The 16,731-nt window shown below is 71.6% G+C and carries 20 protein-coding genes and 1 tRNA gene; 11 read left to right on the forward strand and 10 right to left on the reverse strand.

Annotated features, from left to right (window positions below):
• Positions 1-175 precede the first annotated feature (175 nt).
• The 5 genes from AC2D8W_RS17380 (at position 176) to AC2D8W_RS17400 (ending at position 5,558) form a co-directional block, all read left to right on the forward strand.
• Positions 176-1,015, forward strand: coding sequence for an alpha/beta fold hydrolase (locus AC2D8W_RS17380; RefSeq protein WP_484672584.1), 840 nt, complete (start codon positions 176-178; stop codon positions 1,013-1,015).
• Positions 1,016-1,030: 15 nt separating this feature from the next.
• Entirely contained in the window at positions 1,031-1,816 is a 786-nt protein-coding gene (locus tag AC2D8W_RS17385) for an SDR family NAD(P)-dependent oxidoreductase (protein WP_484672585.1), read from the forward strand.
• Positions 1,813-2,403, forward strand: coding sequence for a histidine phosphatase family protein (locus AC2D8W_RS17390; RefSeq protein WP_484672586.1), 591 nt, complete (start codon positions 1,813-1,815; stop codon positions 2,401-2,403). Before AC2D8W_RS17385 ends, AC2D8W_RS17390 begins: the two co-directional genes overlap by 4 nt.
• A 12-nt stretch (positions 2,404-2,415) precedes the next feature.
• Positions 2,416-4,140, forward strand: a complete 1,725-nt coding sequence (locus AC2D8W_RS17395) for a M61 metallopeptidase family protein (protein ID WP_484672587.1) — start codon at positions 2,416-2,418, stop codon at positions 4,138-4,140.
• Between the two features lie 239 nt (positions 4,141-4,379).
• Positions 4,380-5,558: a collagen-binding domain-containing protein gene (locus AC2D8W_RS17400; protein WP_484672588.1), complete on the forward strand. Its 1,179-nt coding sequence runs from the start codon at positions 4,380-4,382 to the stop codon at positions 5,556-5,558.
• Between the two features lie 146 nt (positions 5,559-5,704).
• On the opposite strand, the gene AC2D8W_RS17405 is transcribed toward AC2D8W_RS17400, so the two are convergent.
• The gene (locus tag AC2D8W_RS17405) at positions 5,705-6,331 is read right to left on the reverse strand and encodes a PEPxxWA-CTERM sorting domain-containing protein (RefSeq protein ID WP_484672589.1); all 627 of its coding nucleotides are present in this window, start codon (positions 6,329-6,331) and stop codon (positions 5,705-5,707) included.
• Between the two features lie 250 nt (positions 6,332-6,581).
• On the reverse strand, positions 6,582-6,941 hold the full coding sequence (locus AC2D8W_RS17410; RefSeq protein ID WP_484672701.1) for a YciI family protein: 360 nt from the start codon (positions 6,939-6,941) through the stop codon (positions 6,582-6,584).
• 337 nt (positions 6,942-7,278) lie between these two features.
• Here AC2D8W_RS17410 and AC2D8W_RS17415 point away from each other — a divergent pair, with 337 nt between their 5' ends.
• From AC2D8W_RS17415 to AC2D8W_RS17425, 3 genes are read left to right on the forward strand one after another with little or no spacing between them, the layout of a single operon-like run.
• On the forward strand, positions 7,279-7,545 hold the full coding sequence (locus tag AC2D8W_RS17415) for a hypothetical protein (protein ID WP_484672590.1): 267 nt from the start codon (positions 7,279-7,281) through the stop codon (positions 7,543-7,545).
• Positions 7,542-7,928 (forward strand): hypothetical protein, encoded by a 387-nt coding sequence (locus AC2D8W_RS17420; RefSeq protein ID WP_484672591.1) that lies wholly within the window; start codon positions 7,542-7,544, stop codon positions 7,926-7,928. The genes AC2D8W_RS17415 and AC2D8W_RS17420 overlap by 4 nt, the downstream gene beginning before the upstream one ends.
• The gene (locus AC2D8W_RS17425) at positions 7,925-8,131 is read left to right on the forward strand and encodes a hypothetical protein (RefSeq protein ID WP_484672592.1); all 207 of its coding nucleotides are present in this window, start codon (positions 7,925-7,927) and stop codon (positions 8,129-8,131) included. The genes AC2D8W_RS17420 and AC2D8W_RS17425 overlap by 4 nt, the downstream gene beginning before the upstream one ends.
• 54 nt (positions 8,132-8,185) lie before the next feature.
• On the opposite strand, the gene lptB is transcribed toward AC2D8W_RS17425, so the two are convergent.
• From lptB to AC2D8W_RS17450, 5 genes are all read right to left on the reverse strand, one after another.
• Positions 8,186-8,914: an LPS export ABC transporter ATP-binding protein gene (lptB, locus tag AC2D8W_RS17430; RefSeq protein ID WP_293482324.1), complete on the reverse strand. Its 729-nt coding sequence runs from the start codon at positions 8,912-8,914 to the stop codon at positions 8,186-8,188.
• Positions 8,915-8,997: 83 nt separating this feature from the next.
• A complete protein-coding gene (locus AC2D8W_RS17435) occupies positions 8,998-9,558 on the reverse strand; it encodes an LptA/OstA family protein (RefSeq protein WP_293482308.1) in 561 nt (186 codons plus the stop codon).
• A 10-nt stretch (positions 9,559-9,568) separates the two neighbouring features.
• Positions 9,569-10,192, reverse strand: coding sequence for an LPS export ABC transporter periplasmic protein LptC (gene lptC / locus AC2D8W_RS17440; protein ID WP_293482307.1), 624 nt, complete (start codon positions 10,190-10,192; stop codon positions 9,569-9,571).
• 13 nt (positions 10,193-10,205) lie between these two features.
• Entirely contained in the window at positions 10,206-10,823 is a 618-nt protein-coding gene (locus tag AC2D8W_RS17445) for a ribonuclease D (RefSeq protein WP_484672593.1), read from the reverse strand.
• A 102-nt stretch (positions 10,824-10,925) separates the two neighbouring features.
• Positions 10,926-11,105 (reverse strand): rubredoxin, encoded by a 180-nt coding sequence (locus tag AC2D8W_RS17450; protein WP_484672594.1) that lies wholly within the window; start codon positions 11,103-11,105, stop codon positions 10,926-10,928.
• A gap of 110 nt (positions 11,106-11,215) precedes the next feature.
• On the opposite strand from AC2D8W_RS17450, the gene AC2D8W_RS17455 reads away from it, so the two are divergent.
• Positions 11,216-12,487: a cytochrome P450 gene (locus AC2D8W_RS17455; RefSeq protein ID WP_484672595.1), complete on the forward strand. Its 1,272-nt coding sequence runs from the start codon at positions 11,216-11,218 to the stop codon at positions 12,485-12,487.
• A 19-nt stretch (positions 12,488-12,506) separates the two neighbouring features.
• Here the strand turns inward: AC2D8W_RS17455 and AC2D8W_RS17460 are convergent.
• Positions 12,507-12,592: transfer RNA gene (locus tag AC2D8W_RS17460), tRNA-Leu, on the reverse strand.
• Between the two features lie 99 nt (positions 12,593-12,691).
• Here AC2D8W_RS17460 and AC2D8W_RS17465 point away from each other — a divergent pair.
• Both AC2D8W_RS17465 and AC2D8W_RS17470 read left to right on the forward strand, forming a co-directional pair.
• Positions 12,692-13,663 (forward strand): complex I NDUFA9 subunit family protein, encoded by a 972-nt coding sequence (locus tag AC2D8W_RS17465; RefSeq protein ID WP_484672596.1) that lies wholly within the window; start codon positions 12,692-12,694, stop codon positions 13,661-13,663.
• 80 nt (positions 13,664-13,743) lie between these two features.
• Complete coding sequence (locus AC2D8W_RS17470) at positions 13,744-14,655, forward strand: sulfotransferase domain-containing protein (RefSeq protein WP_484672597.1); 912 nt, start codon at positions 13,744-13,746, stop codon at positions 14,653-14,655.
• A 4-nt stretch (positions 14,656-14,659) separates the two neighbouring features.
• Here AC2D8W_RS17470 and AC2D8W_RS17475 read toward each other — a convergent pair whose 3' ends face one another.
• Positions 14,660-15,460: an undecaprenyl-diphosphate phosphatase gene (locus AC2D8W_RS17475; RefSeq protein ID WP_484672702.1), complete on the reverse strand. Its 801-nt coding sequence runs from the start codon at positions 15,458-15,460 to the stop codon at positions 14,660-14,662.
• 76 nt (positions 15,461-15,536) lie between these two features.
• On the reverse strand, positions 15,537-16,700 hold the full coding sequence (locus AC2D8W_RS17480; protein ID WP_293479594.1) for a citrate synthase: 1,164 nt from the start codon (positions 16,698-16,700) through the stop codon (positions 15,537-15,539).
• Positions 16,701-16,731: the final 31 nt, after the last annotated feature.

The raw sequence follows: 16,731 nt of genomic DNA on the forward strand, positions 1-16,731 counted from the left end.
CAGGGACAGGAGAAGGGGAACGATCACCCGCATGCTTCGGCCCGACCTCCCCCCCCAGGCGACTCCAGCCGCCATGATTGTCGCACAAGCTTCGCGAAGACCAGACGTTTCACGCGTGGGGATATCGTAGACGCTGGATCGCAACCAACAGGATACGCCAGCCAGGGAGAGAGCGATGCCAAGAGCGACGAACGGACGTGTCGAGCTCGAGTACGAGACCTTCGGCGACGGCGCGCCGGAGACGGTGCTGCTGATCAACGGGCTCGGCTCGCAGATGACCCGCTGGCCGGCCGACTTCTGCGGCAAGCTGGCCGCCCGCGGGTACCGCGTCATCCGCATGGACAACCGCGACACGGGCCTCTCCACCTGGTTCGGCGACGGCGAGCGCTACACGCTGAAGGACATGGCGGCCGACGCCATGGCGGTGCTGGACGCCGCGGGCGTGAAGGCGGCGCACATCGCGGGCGTTTCCATGGGCGGGATGATCGTGCAGCGGATCGCCATCGACTATCCGGCGCGCGTGCTCTCGCTCACCTCGATCATGTCGGCGCCCACCGGCAACGTGGTGGCGACGCCCGAGGCCATGGCGGTGATCACCACCGCGCCGCCCGATCCCAAGGCCGACTTCGAGGCCTTCGTGGCGCACGGCATGAGGAACGCCCGCACGATCGGCAGCCCCGCCTATCCCTGGGACGAGGCGGACCTGCGCGAGCGGGTGATCGCCGAGCATCGGCGGGCCTTCAACCCGTCCGGCGTCGTTCGCCAGCGGCAGGCGATCGGCGCCGACGGCGACCGCACCGAGGAGCTCAAGCGGCTGAAGACGCCCACGGTGGTCCTGCACGGCGCGGACGATCCGCTGGTCCAGCCCATCGGCGGCGAGCAGACCGCCGCGGCCATTCCGGGCGCCGAGCTGCGCATCGTCCCGGGCATGGGCCACGACCTGCCGCCCGGCCTGCACGAGATCTTCATCGACGCCATCACCGCGGCCGCCGCGCGCGCCCGCACGCCCGCCTAACCGTTCGAGGAACCCATGGGACGTCTTTCCGGCCGCACGGCCGTCATCACCGGCGCAGCCAGCGGCATCGGCCGCGCGGCCGCCAAGCTGTTCGCCGCCGAGGGCGCGAGCCTGGTCATCGCCGACCGGGCCGAGGCCGTGGCCGAGACCGCCCAGGCGGTGTCGCAGGCCGGCGGCAAGGCCGTGGCCGTCACGGGGGACGCCGGCGACGACGCCTTCGTGAAGTCGCTGGTGGACCGCGCGCTGGGCGACTTCGGCGGGCTGGACGTGTTCTGGGCCAACGCCGGCATCTCAGGCGGCTTCGCCCCGCTGCACGAGCAGACCGCCGACTACTGGGCCGAGATCCTGCGGGTGAACCTGATCGGCCCGTTCCTGGCCGTGAAGCACGCCAGCGCGGCGATGATTCCGAACGGCAAGGGCTCGATCATCTGCACGGCCTCGGTAGCGGGTATCCGTTCGGGCGCCGGCGGGCCGGCGTACTCGGCCTCGAAGGCCGGGGTGATCAGCCTGGTGCAGACCGCCTGCAACGAGCTCTACGGCACGGGGATCCGCGTGAACGCCATCGCGCCGGGGCTGATCGAGACCGGGATGACCAAGCCCATCTTCGACGGCGCCCGCGCGCGCGGCAACGAGGACAAGATCGGCCAGCTGAACCCGACCACCCGCTACGGCCACCCCGAGGAGATCGCCGCCGCCGGCCTGTTCCTCGCCTCGGACGACGCCAGCTACGTGAACGGCCAGACGCTGGCCGTGGACGGCGGCCTCTCCACCTCGCACCCCGTGGTCCGCCGCAAGCGATGATCATCCTGCTGCGGCACGGCGAGACGTTCTGGAACGTCGAGCGGCGGGTGCAGGGACGGCTGGAGAGCGACCTGACCCCGCGCGGCGAGCGCCAGGCGCTGTCCATGGCCGCCCTGGCCGGCGAGCTGGCCGGGCGCGTCCCCGGCGACTGGCGTCTGGTGTCCAGCCCGAGCGGCCGGGCCCGCCGGACCGCCGACGCCGTCGCCGCGGTCACGGGTCTGGCCGTCGAGACCGACGCGCGGCTGGTCGAGATCTGCTGCGGCGCGTGGGAGGGCCAGCTGTGGGACGACGTCCGCCGCCATGACCCGCACCGCGGCTACGACGGCGAACGCTTCTTCGGCGCGCCCGGCGGCGGCGAGACCTTCGAGGACGTGATGGGCCGCGCCACGAGCTGGCTGGCCGATCTGCCCCCCGAGCCCGAGCGGCGCGTCATCGCGGTGAGCCACGGCGTGCTGGGGCGCCTGCTGCGCGGCGCCTATGCGGGCCTGGACCGGCAGGCGACGCTGGACCAGGCCGTGCCGCAGGACGCGGTCTACCGCCTTCAAAACGGCCAGATCGACCGGTTCGACTGCGAGCCCATCGACTAGCCGCAGGGACGGATGATCCGCGCCATCCTCATCGCCGCCGCCGCGCCGTTCCTCATGGGCGCGAAGGGACCCGAGACGGTGGACTACCGGATGGCGCTGCAGCCGGGCGCGGCCGGTCAGCCGGGCCTGCTGGCGGTGGAGATCCGCCTGCGCGGCGACGCCGACGGCGAGACGCGGCTGGCGCTGCCGGACGACTACGGCGCCAAGACCGACGCCTGGCGCTTCATCTCCGACCTGAAGGTCCGCGGGGCGAGCATGGCCGAGGACGGGCCCGCCGCCCGTGTGCTGCGCCACCCGCCGGGCGCCAAGCTCACGGTCAGCTACCGCGTGCAGACCGCCTACGAGGCCGACCCGCACTGGCGCGGGGGGCTGACCTACCAGGGCGCGGTGATCCGCCCGGACTGGTTCGCCTTCTTCGGCGACATCGTCTTCGTCCTGCCCGAGGACCGCGAGCGGCAGCCCGCCACCTTCCGCTGGGGGCGCATGCCCAAGGGCTGGACGGTGGCCTCCGACCTCGACCACGGCGCGCAGGGCCAGCCGCTGACCGTCGCGGACATCCGCGAGTCTGTGGCGATCGGCGGCGCCCAGGTCCGCGTGGCCACGCGGCCGATCCCGGGCGGGACGCTGCGGGTGGCCAGCCTGCCCGACCGCCCGATCCGGCTGGACGCCCTGGCCGACCAGGTCGCCGCCACCGTGACGGCGCAGCGCGCCTTCTGGGGCGACGGGGGCGGGCCCTATTTCGTGGGCGTCATCCCGCTGGTCCGCGATGGGACGTCGAAGGTGATGGGCGGCATCGGCCGCTCGGACGGCTTTGCGCTGTGGTCGACCCCGGACGAGCCGGAGTTCGTCCGCTGGACCGTCGCCCACGAGAACATGCACACCTGGATCCCGCGCCGCGTGGGCCGGGTCGCGCGCGAGCAGCGGGGCGGCGGGGTCTACTGGTTAACCGAGGGGTTCGCGGACTTCCTCACCAACCGCGCCATGCTGAAGGCCGGCGCCTGGAGCGTCGACGACGTGGTCGACCGCCAGGCCGCGGTGCTGCAGGCGTACGACGCCAACCCTGCCCGGAGCGCCGCGGCCGACCGCGTCAAGGCCGAGTTCTTCACCAGCCGCGACGTGCAGAGCCTGCCCTACCAGCGCGGCCAGCTGCTGGCGATGAAGTGGGACGAGGAGATCCGCCGCAAGACCGGCGGCAAGGCCGACCTGTCCACCGCCCTGCGCCACATGCACCGGCACTACCAGCAGTTCGCCCCGGACCAGGGCCCGGACGTGGTCACCGGCCTCGTCTCGGCGGTCTGGGTGGTCGCGGGGCTCGACATCCGCGCCGACATCGCGCGCTACGCGGAGGGCGGGGCGGCGATCGAGCTTCCGGAGGAAATGTTCGGCGGCTGCCTGCTGGCCCGCGTGACCGTGTCGCCGGCCTTCGACGCCGGCTTTGACGCCGCCGCCTCCTTCGCCGCGAAGACCGTGAAGGGCGTCCGCCGCCGGGGCCCCGCCTGGAACTCGGGCGTGCGCGACGGCATGCGGCTCGACGCCTGGACGTTCAATGCCGGGGACATGTCCCGCCAGATCGAGCTGGTGGTGCGACCACCCAAAATGAGTAGCCGGGCGAAGCCGCGGAAGATCGCCTACTGGCCCTATGGCGACGCCGACACCCGGACCCGCCGCCTGGAGCTCTCGCCCGAGCTCACCCGCGACCAGCGCGCGGACTGCGGGCGCCGGATGGCCGGGCTCTAAGTTTCGGTATTCTCAGGCTTTCCACCCCAGCCCGCACCGTCCGAGGCGTCGATCGGGCGGGTCCGCGCCCGCGGTTGTCCCAGGCCGGGCGCCGCGCCTGACCCGGCCCCCTGCGCCCTGGCCCTGCGACACTACGTTTGTTGCACCGCACACTGAAGCTGGCCAAACGCCGCCGCCATTGGGCCGGGACGGGACGGCATTGGCGCGTCCTTAACCTAGCTGGTGCGTAGGTATTGAAGATGCGTGTTGCTCTGACCCTTTCCGCTCTGTCCGCCGGGCTCGTCCTGGCAGGCGCCGGCGTGGCCATCGCCGGCCCCCTGCCGCAGGCCAAGAACGCGGCCGAGATCAACGGCGGCCTCGAGGCCATGCGCGAGTTCAACCTGATCGCGCTCAAGGACCTGAAGTCCTCGTCGAGCGTGCAGGGCCGCACCTTCGTGGGCGGGAACCTCTCGGGCTCCTCGTCGAACTACCTCACCGGCGCGGGCCAGTCCGGCGGCGTGGCGCTGACGGTGGCGGGCGACGTCACCGGCTCGGCCAAGAACATCAAGGGCGGCGGCGCCGTGAAGGTGGGCGGCAACCTGGACTCGGGCGCCAACCTCAACGGCGGCGGCAATGCCTACGTCGACGGCAACGCCAAGAAGATCAACGCCGGGACGGGGTCGGTCTACGCCGACGGCAACGTCGAACAGACCAACGCCCAGCACATCTACTACGGCGGGACGATCAAGACCTCGAACGGCGTCAAGCACGCCGGCGACCATTCGCAGGCGGGCCTGCAGGACAGCCTCGAGGCGATCGCCGCCGACTACGCGGCCGAGCTGACGGCGACGTCGGAGTACTTCGCAGACCTGTCCGCCACCCACTTCGTGTCCACGCCCAACGCCCAGGACGTGGTCTTCAACGCCGGCGCCGGAAGCGGGGTGGCGGTGTTCGCGATCAGCGACATCGAGACCCTGCTGAAGGGCCGCAGCAACCTTAAGTTCTCGGCGCCGCTCCTCTACGACGCGGTGATCGTGAACGTGGCGGGCTCGAAGATCACCCTGCCGGGCAGCATCAACTTCAACGCGGCCTCCGGGCTGGGCTCCAAGGTCGTCTGGAACTTCTACGAAGCGACCAGCGTGAACTTCGGCTCGAAGAGCTGGTACGGCTCGGTGCTCGCCCCCAACGCCGAGCTCAAGTTCAACAACTTCATCGAGGGCTCGGTGGTGGCCCGGGACCTGGTGCAGAACGGCGAGGTGCGCCTCGGAAACTTCTCCGGCGGCGGCCTGTCGGTCACGAGCTTCGCCGAGCGGGTCCAGACGGCCGTTCCCGAGCCGGCGACCTGGGCCATGATGATCATCGGGTTCGGCGCCATCGGCGCCGTCATCCGCCGTCGTCGCGCGCACTCGCTCGCTGTGGCAGGACACAAGCCGGTCTAGGTCGTGGGCCCAGGAGCCCTGGGCCACACGCCGATTGGGTCGCGGCCGGGGCAGCGCCCGTCGCGCCGCCCCCGCTCTGCCCGAGAAGATCCTGGCGGACCTCAGGCCCGCGACGGCGACGCGCTGAGTTGCGCCGGTTCGTCGTCTCAGGCGGTCCGGCCGAAGGCGCGCCGCCGGCCGGTGCGAACCGCGCGCCCCGCGAGGCCGAAGCCCAGGATCATCAGCGCCCAGCTCGACGGCTCCGGCACGCCGCCCCCTATGGGCCCCGACCCGGAGTACTCCACCACATAGCGGTTCGTGGCGCAGACGCACTGGTCGTTCCAGGTGAGCCCGCCGAAGTAGAAGCCGGTGAGCGCGTCCTCACCGCCCGCGTTGTTGGGCTCGCCGGCGTGCCAGTTCGCATAGGTCCCGGGCGGCTGCACGAAGCCATTTCGGAAGATCGTGCCTGCTTCGGGACCCGCGACCCACTTCCAGACGCCCTCCACCTCCGCATCGCTGCCGGCGAACCAGACCAGGCCGCTGAACACGTTATTGAAGATGAAGGCGTTCTCCTCTGCGGAGGTGACGGTCGCCAGGTGGGCGTCATACCCCGCGATCGGCGTCGCCAGTTCAGCGGCCGCCAGCGCGGTGTCGAACGTCACGAAGCTGGAGACCAGCTCATACCAGTGGCCGTTGGCCCCCGGGCCGGTCGTCCACTGGATGGCGGCGGAGGCCGGCGCAGCGGCCAGCGTCGAGGCGGCCACAAGCGCCGCGATCTTGAACGCATAGGTCATCGAAAGCCCCAGTTCTGCTTGGACGCGCAGGACGTCGCGCGTGCCGCACGGACCGTACGTCCGGGGCCCACCTTGGCCATCGCCGTTTGGGGGGCGCCGTGACCGGGACCCTTCAGGCGGGGGGCGTCCTGGCGCCGACCGGCGAACCGGGAAGAGCGATCGAGGTCTCCGCGGCAGGCCGCTCACGCCCAAGTCGAACGCACTGCGGCCGACATGGAGAAGCTCGTCGGGCGAGGGGCCGTCGGCGCCGTCAGGGGCCCGTCTGGAAATCCTCCGGCTCGTACAGCGGGCGGATCTCGATGACGCTGGGACCCGGCATGGGGTTCGGGCAGCGGCGGACCCACGCCACCGCCTCGTCCATGTCCGCCACGTCCCAGAGCCAGAACCCCGCCACCAGCTCGCCGGGCGGGCCGAACGGGCCTTCGGTCACGGTCCGCGACGCCCCGTCGAAGGCGACCCGCCGCCCCGCCGACGAAGGCTTGAGGCCGGCGCCCGTCCGCAGCACGCCGGCGGCTTGCAGTTCGTCGTTGAACCGGCCCATCGCCTCCATCATGGCCGGGTCGATCGGGCCGCCGCGCTCGCTGTCCTCGGTGGCCTTCACCAGCACCATCACCCGCACCTGCGCCTCCTGCGTTCCGGACGGCCGCGCGCCGCCTGCATGGCGGAACGACGAACGGAGCGCTTCGGCCCCGACACGCGCTCGATCACCGGGCGTAGAGCGCCTCCGGCGGCCCCTGCCCCTGGCGCCGCGGCCTCCGCGGCCCCATCTAGGGTTGGTGCGCCGTCGGCCCTGTGCCGTCGAGCCAGGCGGTCGAACACTCCCGACGCGGCGCCCTCCGAGAGACCCATGTCCCTGCTGTTCGCCGCCTCCGCGGCCCTTGTCCTGGCTTCGGCCATGGTTCCGCTCGCCTTCGCCCTCGCCGGTCGGCGGACGCGGGTCTGACGCCATGACCCTGCCCCTCGAATCCCCCGCTCCCGGCGGCCCGTTCAAGAGCGAACTCCGGGCCGACGACTACCGCAGCCGCGCCCGTGACGCCGGCAGTCTGGCCGACGCCAGCCCCTTGACCCAGGTGCAGGAGCGCCAGCGCGCCGCCGAGGCGGCGTGGCTCGAGCTCGCCGCCTGGGAAGACCAGCGCACCGCGCACGCCCAGGCGGTGGCCCGCCGCATCGCCGAGGGGTCCGTCCCGGCCGAAGCCGGCGAGGACCCGTCATGACCCACGCCATCGACCTGCCCGCCGGCGCGGGCGTCCGCATGACCGCCAGCGCCCGTCGCGCCTTCGGCGCACATCGCTGGGACATCCGCGTCCTGTCCGTCGCGACCGGCGAAGCCCGCGCGAGCTTCGGGTCCCATATCGGAGGCGCCGACATCGACCAGCGCCTGGAGATCCCTGCGCAGGACGTCGATTGCCGCCTGGAGGTCCGTTCGCGCCACGCCGTCCCCGGCGGCGGCTGGGTCGACGACGACGCCTCGATCGAGGAGGACACGCCCGACATCCTCGAACTCGGCTACTGCGATCTGGCCCGGCCCCTGGCCGCGCCTGGCGACGTGCGCCTGCGCTTCGCCTTCGCCGCGCCGCGCCGGCCGACCGGCGCGTGACGACCCCCGTCTGCCCCACCTGCCGGGCCCGACTGGCGAGCGTGCGGCCCGTGCGCATCCGCGCCGACCCGGATTCCGCGCGCTGGCGCGGGCGCGCGCCTGAGGCGATGGGCTTCATGTGCGTCGCCTGCTCGGCGCTCCTGCCGCTCGCCGTCACCCAGGCCCGCGACGATGCGGCCGACCCGCGCCCCGACGGCGCGTGACGCGCCGGCCCGCTCTCCCGTCCGGCTGACCGCGCCCCGGCGGCGGGCGCGAAGCTAGCTGGTGAAGCGATCGCCCAGGTACACGCGCCGCACCTCCGGGTCGTCCACGATCTCGTCGGGGGACCCTTCGAACAGCACCTCGCCGGCATGGATGATCGAGGCGCGGTCGATGATGTCCAGCGTCTCGCGAACGTTGTGGTCGGTGATCAGGATGCCGATGCCGCGCTGCTTGAGGTAGCTGATCACCTCGCGGATGTCGGCGATGGCCAGGGGGTCGATGCCGGCGAAGGGCTCGTCCAGCAGCATGAACGATGGCTCGGACGCCAGCGCCCGGGCGATTTCCACGCGCCGCCGCTCGCCGCCCGAGAGCGACACGGCCGGCGCATTCTTCAGATGCCCGATGTGCAGCTCCTCGAGGAGCTGGGTCACGGTCTCGCGGGCCTTCTTCGCGTCGCGCTGGCGCAGCTCGACGACGGCCATCACGTTCTCCCACACGCTCATGCCGCGGAAGATCGAGGTCTCCTGCGGCAGGTAGCCCACGCCCATGCGGGCGCGCTGGTACATGGGCTGGGCGGTGATGTTCTCGCCGTCGAGGTAGATGGCGCCGTAGTCGGCCGGGATCAGGCCGGTGATCATGTAGAAGGTGGTGGTCTTGCCGGCGCCGTTGGGACCAAGCAGCCCGGCCACCTCGCCGCGGCCCAGCCGCAGGGAGACCCCCTTCACCACCGAGCGGCCGCGGAACGACTTGCCGACGTTGTCGACCACCAGGCCTTCGGTGGGGATGGCGCCGCGCGCGCCCCGGCCTCCGCCGGCGGGCTCGCCCCCTTGGGGCTGTCGGGCCCGGCCCTTCACGCGGGAGAGCGCGTTCACTTCGACGCCGTCTGGTTCTTCTTGGAGGGGTAGAACACGCCCCGCGGCCGGCCCTGGGCGTTGCGGCCCGTGGCCGTGCCCACCATGCGGCCCTCGCCGGTCGTGGAGTTGAACACCATGCGGCTGCCGCGCAGCACGTTCTGGCCCTGCACGGCCACGACGTCGCCGGTCAGGGTGACGGTCTCGGAGCTGGCGTCGTAGACGCCGTTGTCGCCCCGCACCCGCTGGTCCTTCGAGGTCACGTAGTAGACGTCGCCCTCGGCCTCGATGCGGATCAGGTCGCCGCAGGCCCCGGTCCCCGTGCCGCCGCTCGCGCCCGGCTTGGTGGCGAACACCGCGCGGATCACGTTCGCGCGAAGCCGGGCCGAGCCCTGCAGCGCCTCGGCCTTGCCGCGCCAGGTGGAGACGCAGGCCTTGTTCTGCACCTCCAGCTCGTCGGCGGTGATGTCCATCGGCTTGCCGTCAGAGTCGGGGCCGAGCCCCTGGGCCGAGGCGGCCGCCAGCGGCGCCGCGGCGAGCGCGAGACCGAGGAGGACGGGGGTCAGGACCACGTTCATGCGCATGCTTCTACTTCTTCGTCTCGAGCCGGGTCTTCACGCCGCCCTTGAAGACCATGGTCTCACCCTTGCCGTACACGCCATAGGACTCCGCGCGGATTTCTCCAAGGCCCCCTGCGCCCTGAATGGGCCCTGAACCGACCACCTCGCCGGTCTTGGTGTCGAACAGGGAGGCGGCGGTGTTGAAGCTGTTCTTGGCGTCCTCGATGCGCACGCCGTTCGACAGCTCCAGCTTGCCGTTCTGCTCGTGGAACACCCCGTCGGCGCCGTTGATGCGCATCTGCTCGGGCCCGCCCTCGTCCAGCACCAGCGCCGGCTTGCGCAGGATCACGCGGCTGTAGTCCAGGCGATCGCGGATCGCGCTGTCCGCGGTGAGCACGAAGGCGCGGCCCTTGTCGTCCCGGCCGACGAAGCGCGGGTTGATCAGGCGGATGGGTTCGTCCCCGGCGCGGGCGGTGCGCGGCTGGGCGTTGAAGGTGGACCAGGCGACCGAGCCGATCAGGCCGGCGAAGATCAGCGCGATCAGGGCCGGCAGCGCGATGCGCAGCGTCCGGATCAGCCGCGAGCGGCGGCGCCAGCGCTCGAAGTCGGCGCGCCGCGGTTCGGGGAGGCTGCTGTCGGAGAGGGCGGTCATCGCGGGCGGCGCGTCATGAGTGGGCGAAGATGTCGACGTCCTCCCAGCCCGCGACGTCGAGGAGCGCGCGGTGGGGGAGGAAGTCGAAGCAGGCGCGGGCCAGGTGGTCGCGCCGCTCGCGGATCAGCATCTCGTCGAGGCGGGCGCGGAGCGCGTGCAGGTGCAGCACGTCCGAGGCGGCATAGGCCACCTGGTCCTCGCTGAGCGTCGCGGCGCCCCAGTCGGACGACTGCTGGGCCTTGGACAGGTCCACCCCCAGCAGCTCCTTCGTCACGTCCTTCAGGCCGTGGCGGTCGGTGTAGGTGCGGGCCAGCTTCGAGGCGATCTTGGTGCAGTAGACGGGCGCGGTCACGACGCCCAGATGCAGCCAGAACATGGCGATATCGAAGCGGCCGAAGTGGAAGATCTTGGTGACGGCCGGATCGGTCAGCAGGCGCTTGAGGTTCGGGCAGTCGTAGCCGGCGCGGTCCAACTGAACGACATGGGCGTCTCCGTTCCCGTCCGACAACTGCACCACGCAGAGCGGGTCGCGGCCCAGGCGAAGGCCCATGGTCTCGGAATCGATGGCCACCGCCGTCGCCCCGGCCAGCGCGCCCGCCGGCAGGTCACCTGGATGAACGTGGGTCGCCACTTCGCCGAAACACTCCGCCGCCGTCGGCCCGTGTTTAGATGATCCGCCGCCGCCCCGATAGGGGCGCGGGAACCCTCGCCCGCCCCGTCCAATGGGAGGGGGTCAGATCTCCACCATGTCGAAGTCCGACTTCGGCGTGCCGCACAGGGGGCAGATCCAGGTGTCGGGCAGGTCGGACCAGCGCGTGCCCGGCGCCAGGCCCTCGGCCGGGTCGCCCGCCTCCTCGTCGTAGAGGTAGCCGCAGGTGCGGCACTGCCAGGTCTTGTACGGCGCGTCGCTCATGGCGTCATCAGAACCGCGCCGCCCGGCGAGCCCGCATTGATCCCTGTCATTTCCGGCGCGGCGCGCGGCATGCTGGGCTTCCGACGACGCCCGCTCACGAGGACCCCGCCATGATCCCGCAGGAGATCGCCCGCACCATCATCGACCCCAAGGCCTATTCGGCCTGGACGCCGATCGACGAGGCCTTCGCCACCCTGCGCCGCGAGGCGCCCCTGGACGTGGCGCATCCCGAGGGCTTCGATCCCTTCTGGGTGGTGACCCGCCAGGACGACATCCGCGAGGTCGAGCTCAAGAACGACCTGTTCCACAACGGCGACCGCTCGACCGTGCTCACCACCATCGAGGCCGACCGCAAGGTTCGCGCGATGATGGGCGGCTCGCCGCACCTGGTCCGATCGCTGGTGCAGATGGACAACCCCGACCACGGCGCCTACCGCCGCCTCACCCAGTCGTTCTTCGCCCCGCAGAGCCTGCGGGCGCTGGAGGCGCGGATCCGCGAGATCGCCCGCGGCTTCGTCGACCGGATGGCGGCCCACGGCGACCGCTGCGACTTCGCCAAGGACGTGGCCTTCCTCTACCCGCTGCACGTGGTGATGGAGGTGCTGGGCGTGCCCGAGTGCGACGAGCCGCGGATGCTCAAGCTCACCCAGGAGCTTTTCGGCAGCTCGGACCCCGAGCTGAACCGCACCGGCGCGCGGACCGACGACACCGACCAGGCGCTGGCGGCCCTGCAGGGGACGGTGGCCGACTTCATCACCTACTTCAACGAGATGACCGAGGACCGGCGGCGAAAGCCCCGGGAGGATCTGGCCAGCGTCATCGCCAACGGGCAGATCGAGGGCCAGCCGCTCGGCCACCTCGAGGCGATGAGCTACTACATCATCGCCGCCACCGCGGGCCACGACACCACCTCCAGCACCACGGCCGGCGCGCTGTGGGCGCTGGCCGAGAACCCGGCGCAGTTCCGGGCCGTGAAGGCCGACCCCGGCCTGATCCGCGGGCTGATCGAGGAATCGATCCGCTGGGAGACCCCGGTGAAGCACTTCATGCGCACGGCCACCGCCGACACCGAGCTCGCCGGGCGGAAGATCGCCGCCGGCGACTGGCTGATGCTGAGCTATCCGTCCGGCAACCGGGACGAGGCCGTCTTCGAACGGCCCTTCGAGTTCGACGTGACCCGCACGCCGAACAAGCACGTGGCCTTCGGCTACGGCGCCCACGTCTGCCTGGGCCAGCACCTGGCCCGCATGGAGATGCGCATCCTCTGGGAGGAACTGTTCGCCCGGCTGGAGTCGGTGGAACTGGACGGGCAGCCGCGCCGGATGGAGGCCAGCTTCGTGTGCGGCCCGAAGGCCGTGCCGATCCGCTTCAGGATGCATTAGGAGCCCCCGTCCCCGACGGTGGTGCCCAGGAGAGGACTCGAACCTCCACGGCTATTAACCACTGGTACCTGAAACCAGCGCGTCTACCAATTCCGCCACCTGGGCCCGGTCCGTCGGATCGGGAGGCGGCTACATATGGCAAGGCCCCGACGGGGTCAACGGCCTCCATTGCGAGGGCGCGCCGCATCGTCTAATCCCGCGCCCATGCAGAACCTCGTCACCGTGTTCGGCGGCTCCGGCTTCGTGGGCTCCCAGGCTGTACGGTATCTGGCCAAGGCCGGCTGGCGCGTGCGGGTGGCCGTGCGCAATCCGAACCTCGCCTACAAGATGCGCCTGCTGGGCGACGTGGGGCAGGTGGACGTGGTCCAGGCCAATGTGCGGGACAAGCCCTCGCTGGAGCGTGCGCTGGAGGGCGCGGCCGCGGCGGTGAACCTGGTGGCGGTGCTCTACGAAACCGGCCGCCAGGGCTTCCAGGCGCTGCACGTCATGGGGGCGAAGAACGTGGCCGAGGCGGCCCGCGCCCAGGGCGTGGAGCGCTTCGTCCAGGTCTCGGCGATCGGGGCGGATCCTGCGGCGGGTTCGAAGTACGCGCGCACCAAGGGCGAGGGCGAGGCGGCCGTGCGGGCCATCTATCCCGACGCGACCATCGTGCGGCCGTCCATCGTGTTCGGCCAGGGCGACGGCTTCTTCAACCGCTTCGCGACCATGGCCCAGTTCTCGCCGGCGCTGCCCTTGATCGGCGGCGGGCGCACGCGCTTCCAGCCCGTCTTCGTGGGCGACGTGGGCCAGGCCCTGGCGCGGATCGTGGGCGACGCCGCCACGGCGGGCCAGACCTACGAGCTGGCCGGTCCGGCCGCCTACAGCTTCCGCGAGCTCATGGAGATGATGCTGGCCGAGACGGGACAGCGGCGGCTGCTGGTCCCGACGCCGTGGCCGGTGGCGCGGGCCCTGGGCGCGGTCGGGGATTTCGCCTCGTTCCTGATCCCGCCGCCGGTCACCGCCGACCAGGTGGAAAGCCTGCGCGTCGACAACGTGGCGAGCGGGCGCTTCCCCGGCCTGGCGGAGCTCGGCGTCACGCCCACCACGCTGGAGGCGGTGCTGCCGACCTACCTCTACACCTACCGCCGGGGGGGCCAGTACGCCGACCAGGAGGCGCGGGCGCTCGCCGGTTCCTGAACCCTGCAGCACCGGTCTGCAGGATCGCCGACATCCAGGCGACGCCGCGGAAAGTAAATTGGGCTCAAGAGGAGCCTGACGTGTCCGAATCCGCACTACTCGACCTGCCGCGCAAGGCGCGCGAATTCCAGAACCACCACATGGACTCGACCTACTGGGACGGGTTCCAGTTCCGCGACGACGACGTGATCGTGGCGAGCTACGCCAAGTCGGGCACGACCTGGACGCAGCAGATCTGTGCGCAGCTGATCTTCCGCGGCGACCCGGACGTCTCGGTGAGCGCCATCTCGCCCTGGTGGGACATGCGCATCGTGCCCGAGGAGGTGCGCGACGTCGTCCGCACCCAGGCGCACCGCCGCATCATCAAAACCCACCTGCCGGCCGACGCGCTCTCGATGTCGAACCGCGCCAAGTACCTCTACGTCGCCCGCGACGGGCGCGACGTGGTGTGGAGCATGCACAACCACCACTCGGGCTTCCGGCCGGAGATCTACGACCTGTTCAACAACGCCCCCGGGCCCCTGGTGGGCGAGCGGTTCGGCCCGGCCGATCCCGACATCCGCCGCTACTTCGAGGCCTGGCTGGCGCGCGACGGGCATCCGTTCTGGCCCTTCTGGGAGAACACCGCCACCTGGTGGGCGCTGCGCGACCAGGCCAATGTGAAGCTGCTCCACTTCGCGAACCTGAAGGCCGATCTCGAGGGCGAGATGCGGAAGGTCGCCGAGTTCCTGGAGATCGAGCTCACCCCGGCCGAGTGGGTCGACGCCGTCCGGCACTGCACCTTCGACTGGATGAAGGCCAATGCGCCGAAGGTGGCGCCGCTGGGCGGCGATCCCTGGGAGCGCGGCGCCGACGCCTTCATCAACAAGGGGGTGAACGGCCGCTGGAAGGACGTGCTCACGCCGGCCGAAAGCGCGGCCTACGAGCGGCGCGCCGTGGCCGAACTGGGCCCCGCCTGCGCCCGCTGGCTCGCCACGGGCGAGGGTCTTTAGAGCCTCAGCCGAACGTCAGCAGCGCCAGCCCGGCGCTGCCGATGGCGATGCGGATCCAGCCGAAGGGCGCGAGCCCCCGGCTGGTGACCACCGCCAGCATCGTGCGGATGACCACGATCGCCACGACGAACGACACGGCGAAGCCGATGCCGATCAGGGGCAGGGTCTCGGCCGTGAGCTGGTCGCGGCTCTCCCAGGCGTCGAGCACGAAGGCGCCCAGCATGGTCGGGATGGCCAGGAAGAAGGTGAACTCGGCCGCCGCGCGCTTCTCCACCCCGAAGAGCATGCCGCCGACGATGGTGGCGCCCGAGCGCGAGACGCCCGGCATCATCGCCAGCACCTGGAAGAGGCCGATGGCCAGCGCGCGCTTCAGGGTCAGCCGGAACGGGTCGTGCTCGACCGGCGGCGGCGCCATGCGGTCGATGAACAGGAGCACGATCCCGCCGAGGATCAGCGAGATGCACTGCACCATGGGGCTGTCGAACAGCACCGCCTTGATGAAGTCGTGGAACAGCAGCCCCAGGACCACCGAGGGGATGAAGGCCACGATCACGGTGAGCGCGAACTTGCGCGCCTCGGGGTCGGTCGGCAGGCGCACGACCTGGTCCCAGAGCTTGCGGAAGTAGAGCACGACCACCGCGAGGATCGCGCCCAGCTGGACCATCACCGCGAAGGTGTCCCAGAAGCCGCTGGGCAGGCCCATCGCCTGCTTGGCGAGCAGCATCATCCCCGTGGAGGAGACCGGAATGAACTCCGTCAGGCCTTCGATGACGCCGAGAATGACCGCGTAGACCCAATCCGGCAGCACGAAAACCTCTCCGCTTCGCAGGCGCGGACCATAGGCTGCGAATCTGCCGATCTCAAAGCGCCCGGGGCGGTGGTCAGTCCGTCATGGGCTCGGGCCCCACGTAGCGCGCCCGCGGACGGATCAGGGCGTCGGACTGGCCCTGCTCTATGGCGTGGGCGATCCAGCCGGCGCAGCGGGCGACGGCGAACAGGGCGAACGGCGCGTCGTCGGGCAGCCTCAGGGCCTCGCAGGCGGCGAGCAGGGCGAAGTCCACGTTGGCGGCCTGGCCGGTCGTCGCCTCCACCAGCGCCTGCAGGCGCGCGAGGGGCTCGGGCGGGGCGAAGCGCTCCAGCAGGGCGGCCGCGCGCGGGTCGCCGTCGGGATAGAGGTTGTGGCCGAAGCCGGGCAGGGCCCTGTCATCCGCCAGCCGGGCCTGGATCGCCGCGCGCGGGCCAAGGTCGTCGGCTTCGGCGACGAAGCGGCGGACCGCCGCGGTGGCCCCGCCGTGGCGTGGGCCCGACAGCGTGGCCAGCCCCGCGAGGGCGGCGGCGGACAGGCTGGCGCCCGTGGACGCGGCCACCCGGGCCGCGAACGCCGAGGCGTTCAGCTCGTGGTCGGCCACGAGCACCAGGATGCGGCGGATGAGGTCGGCCCCCGGCCCGCCCGGCCCCTGGCCCCAGGCCATCGCCAGCCGGTTGTGGATGGGCCCGCCGCCCACCGCCCCGGCCACGGCGTCGGTCAGGACGTCGAGCAGGGTGGCCGCCTCCACCGCCAGCGCCAGAGGCGCGCGCCCGCGCATGGGAGGATCGGCCGCCGCGCGGGCCGCGAGCGCCAGGAACGCCCGGCTACGCATGTCGCCCGCCTGGGGCGGCCGTGGGCGGTCGGATTGCTTGAGCGCCGCGCCATGGCCCCCGCGAAGGAGCCGCGCCACCGCCTCGAGGGTCTCGGTCTCGGCCAGGCGGATGGCGTCGCGGCCCCGGTAGTAGAGGCGGCCTCCCTGCACCGTGGTGATCTCCGAGGCCAGCACGGGCTCGCCCCAGCTGATCGCGCCCGCCGCCACGTCCGAGACCTTGCGGCTGCGGCTCTTCCTCTCGGTCAGGGCGACGATGTCGGCCGCCCGGTAGAGGCTGCGGCGGGGGTCTCCAGGGTCAGGCCGCACGCTGACGCGGCCACGGCTGACGTAGGCGTACAGCGTCTGCGGCCGCACCTTCAGGCGGGCGCAGGCGTCATCGGCGGCGATCCAGTCCGTCTGGGGCATTTATATTGATCATATTGATCAAGATTGACGC

It is taken from the genome of Phenylobacterium sp. T106 (assembly GCF_057219735.1).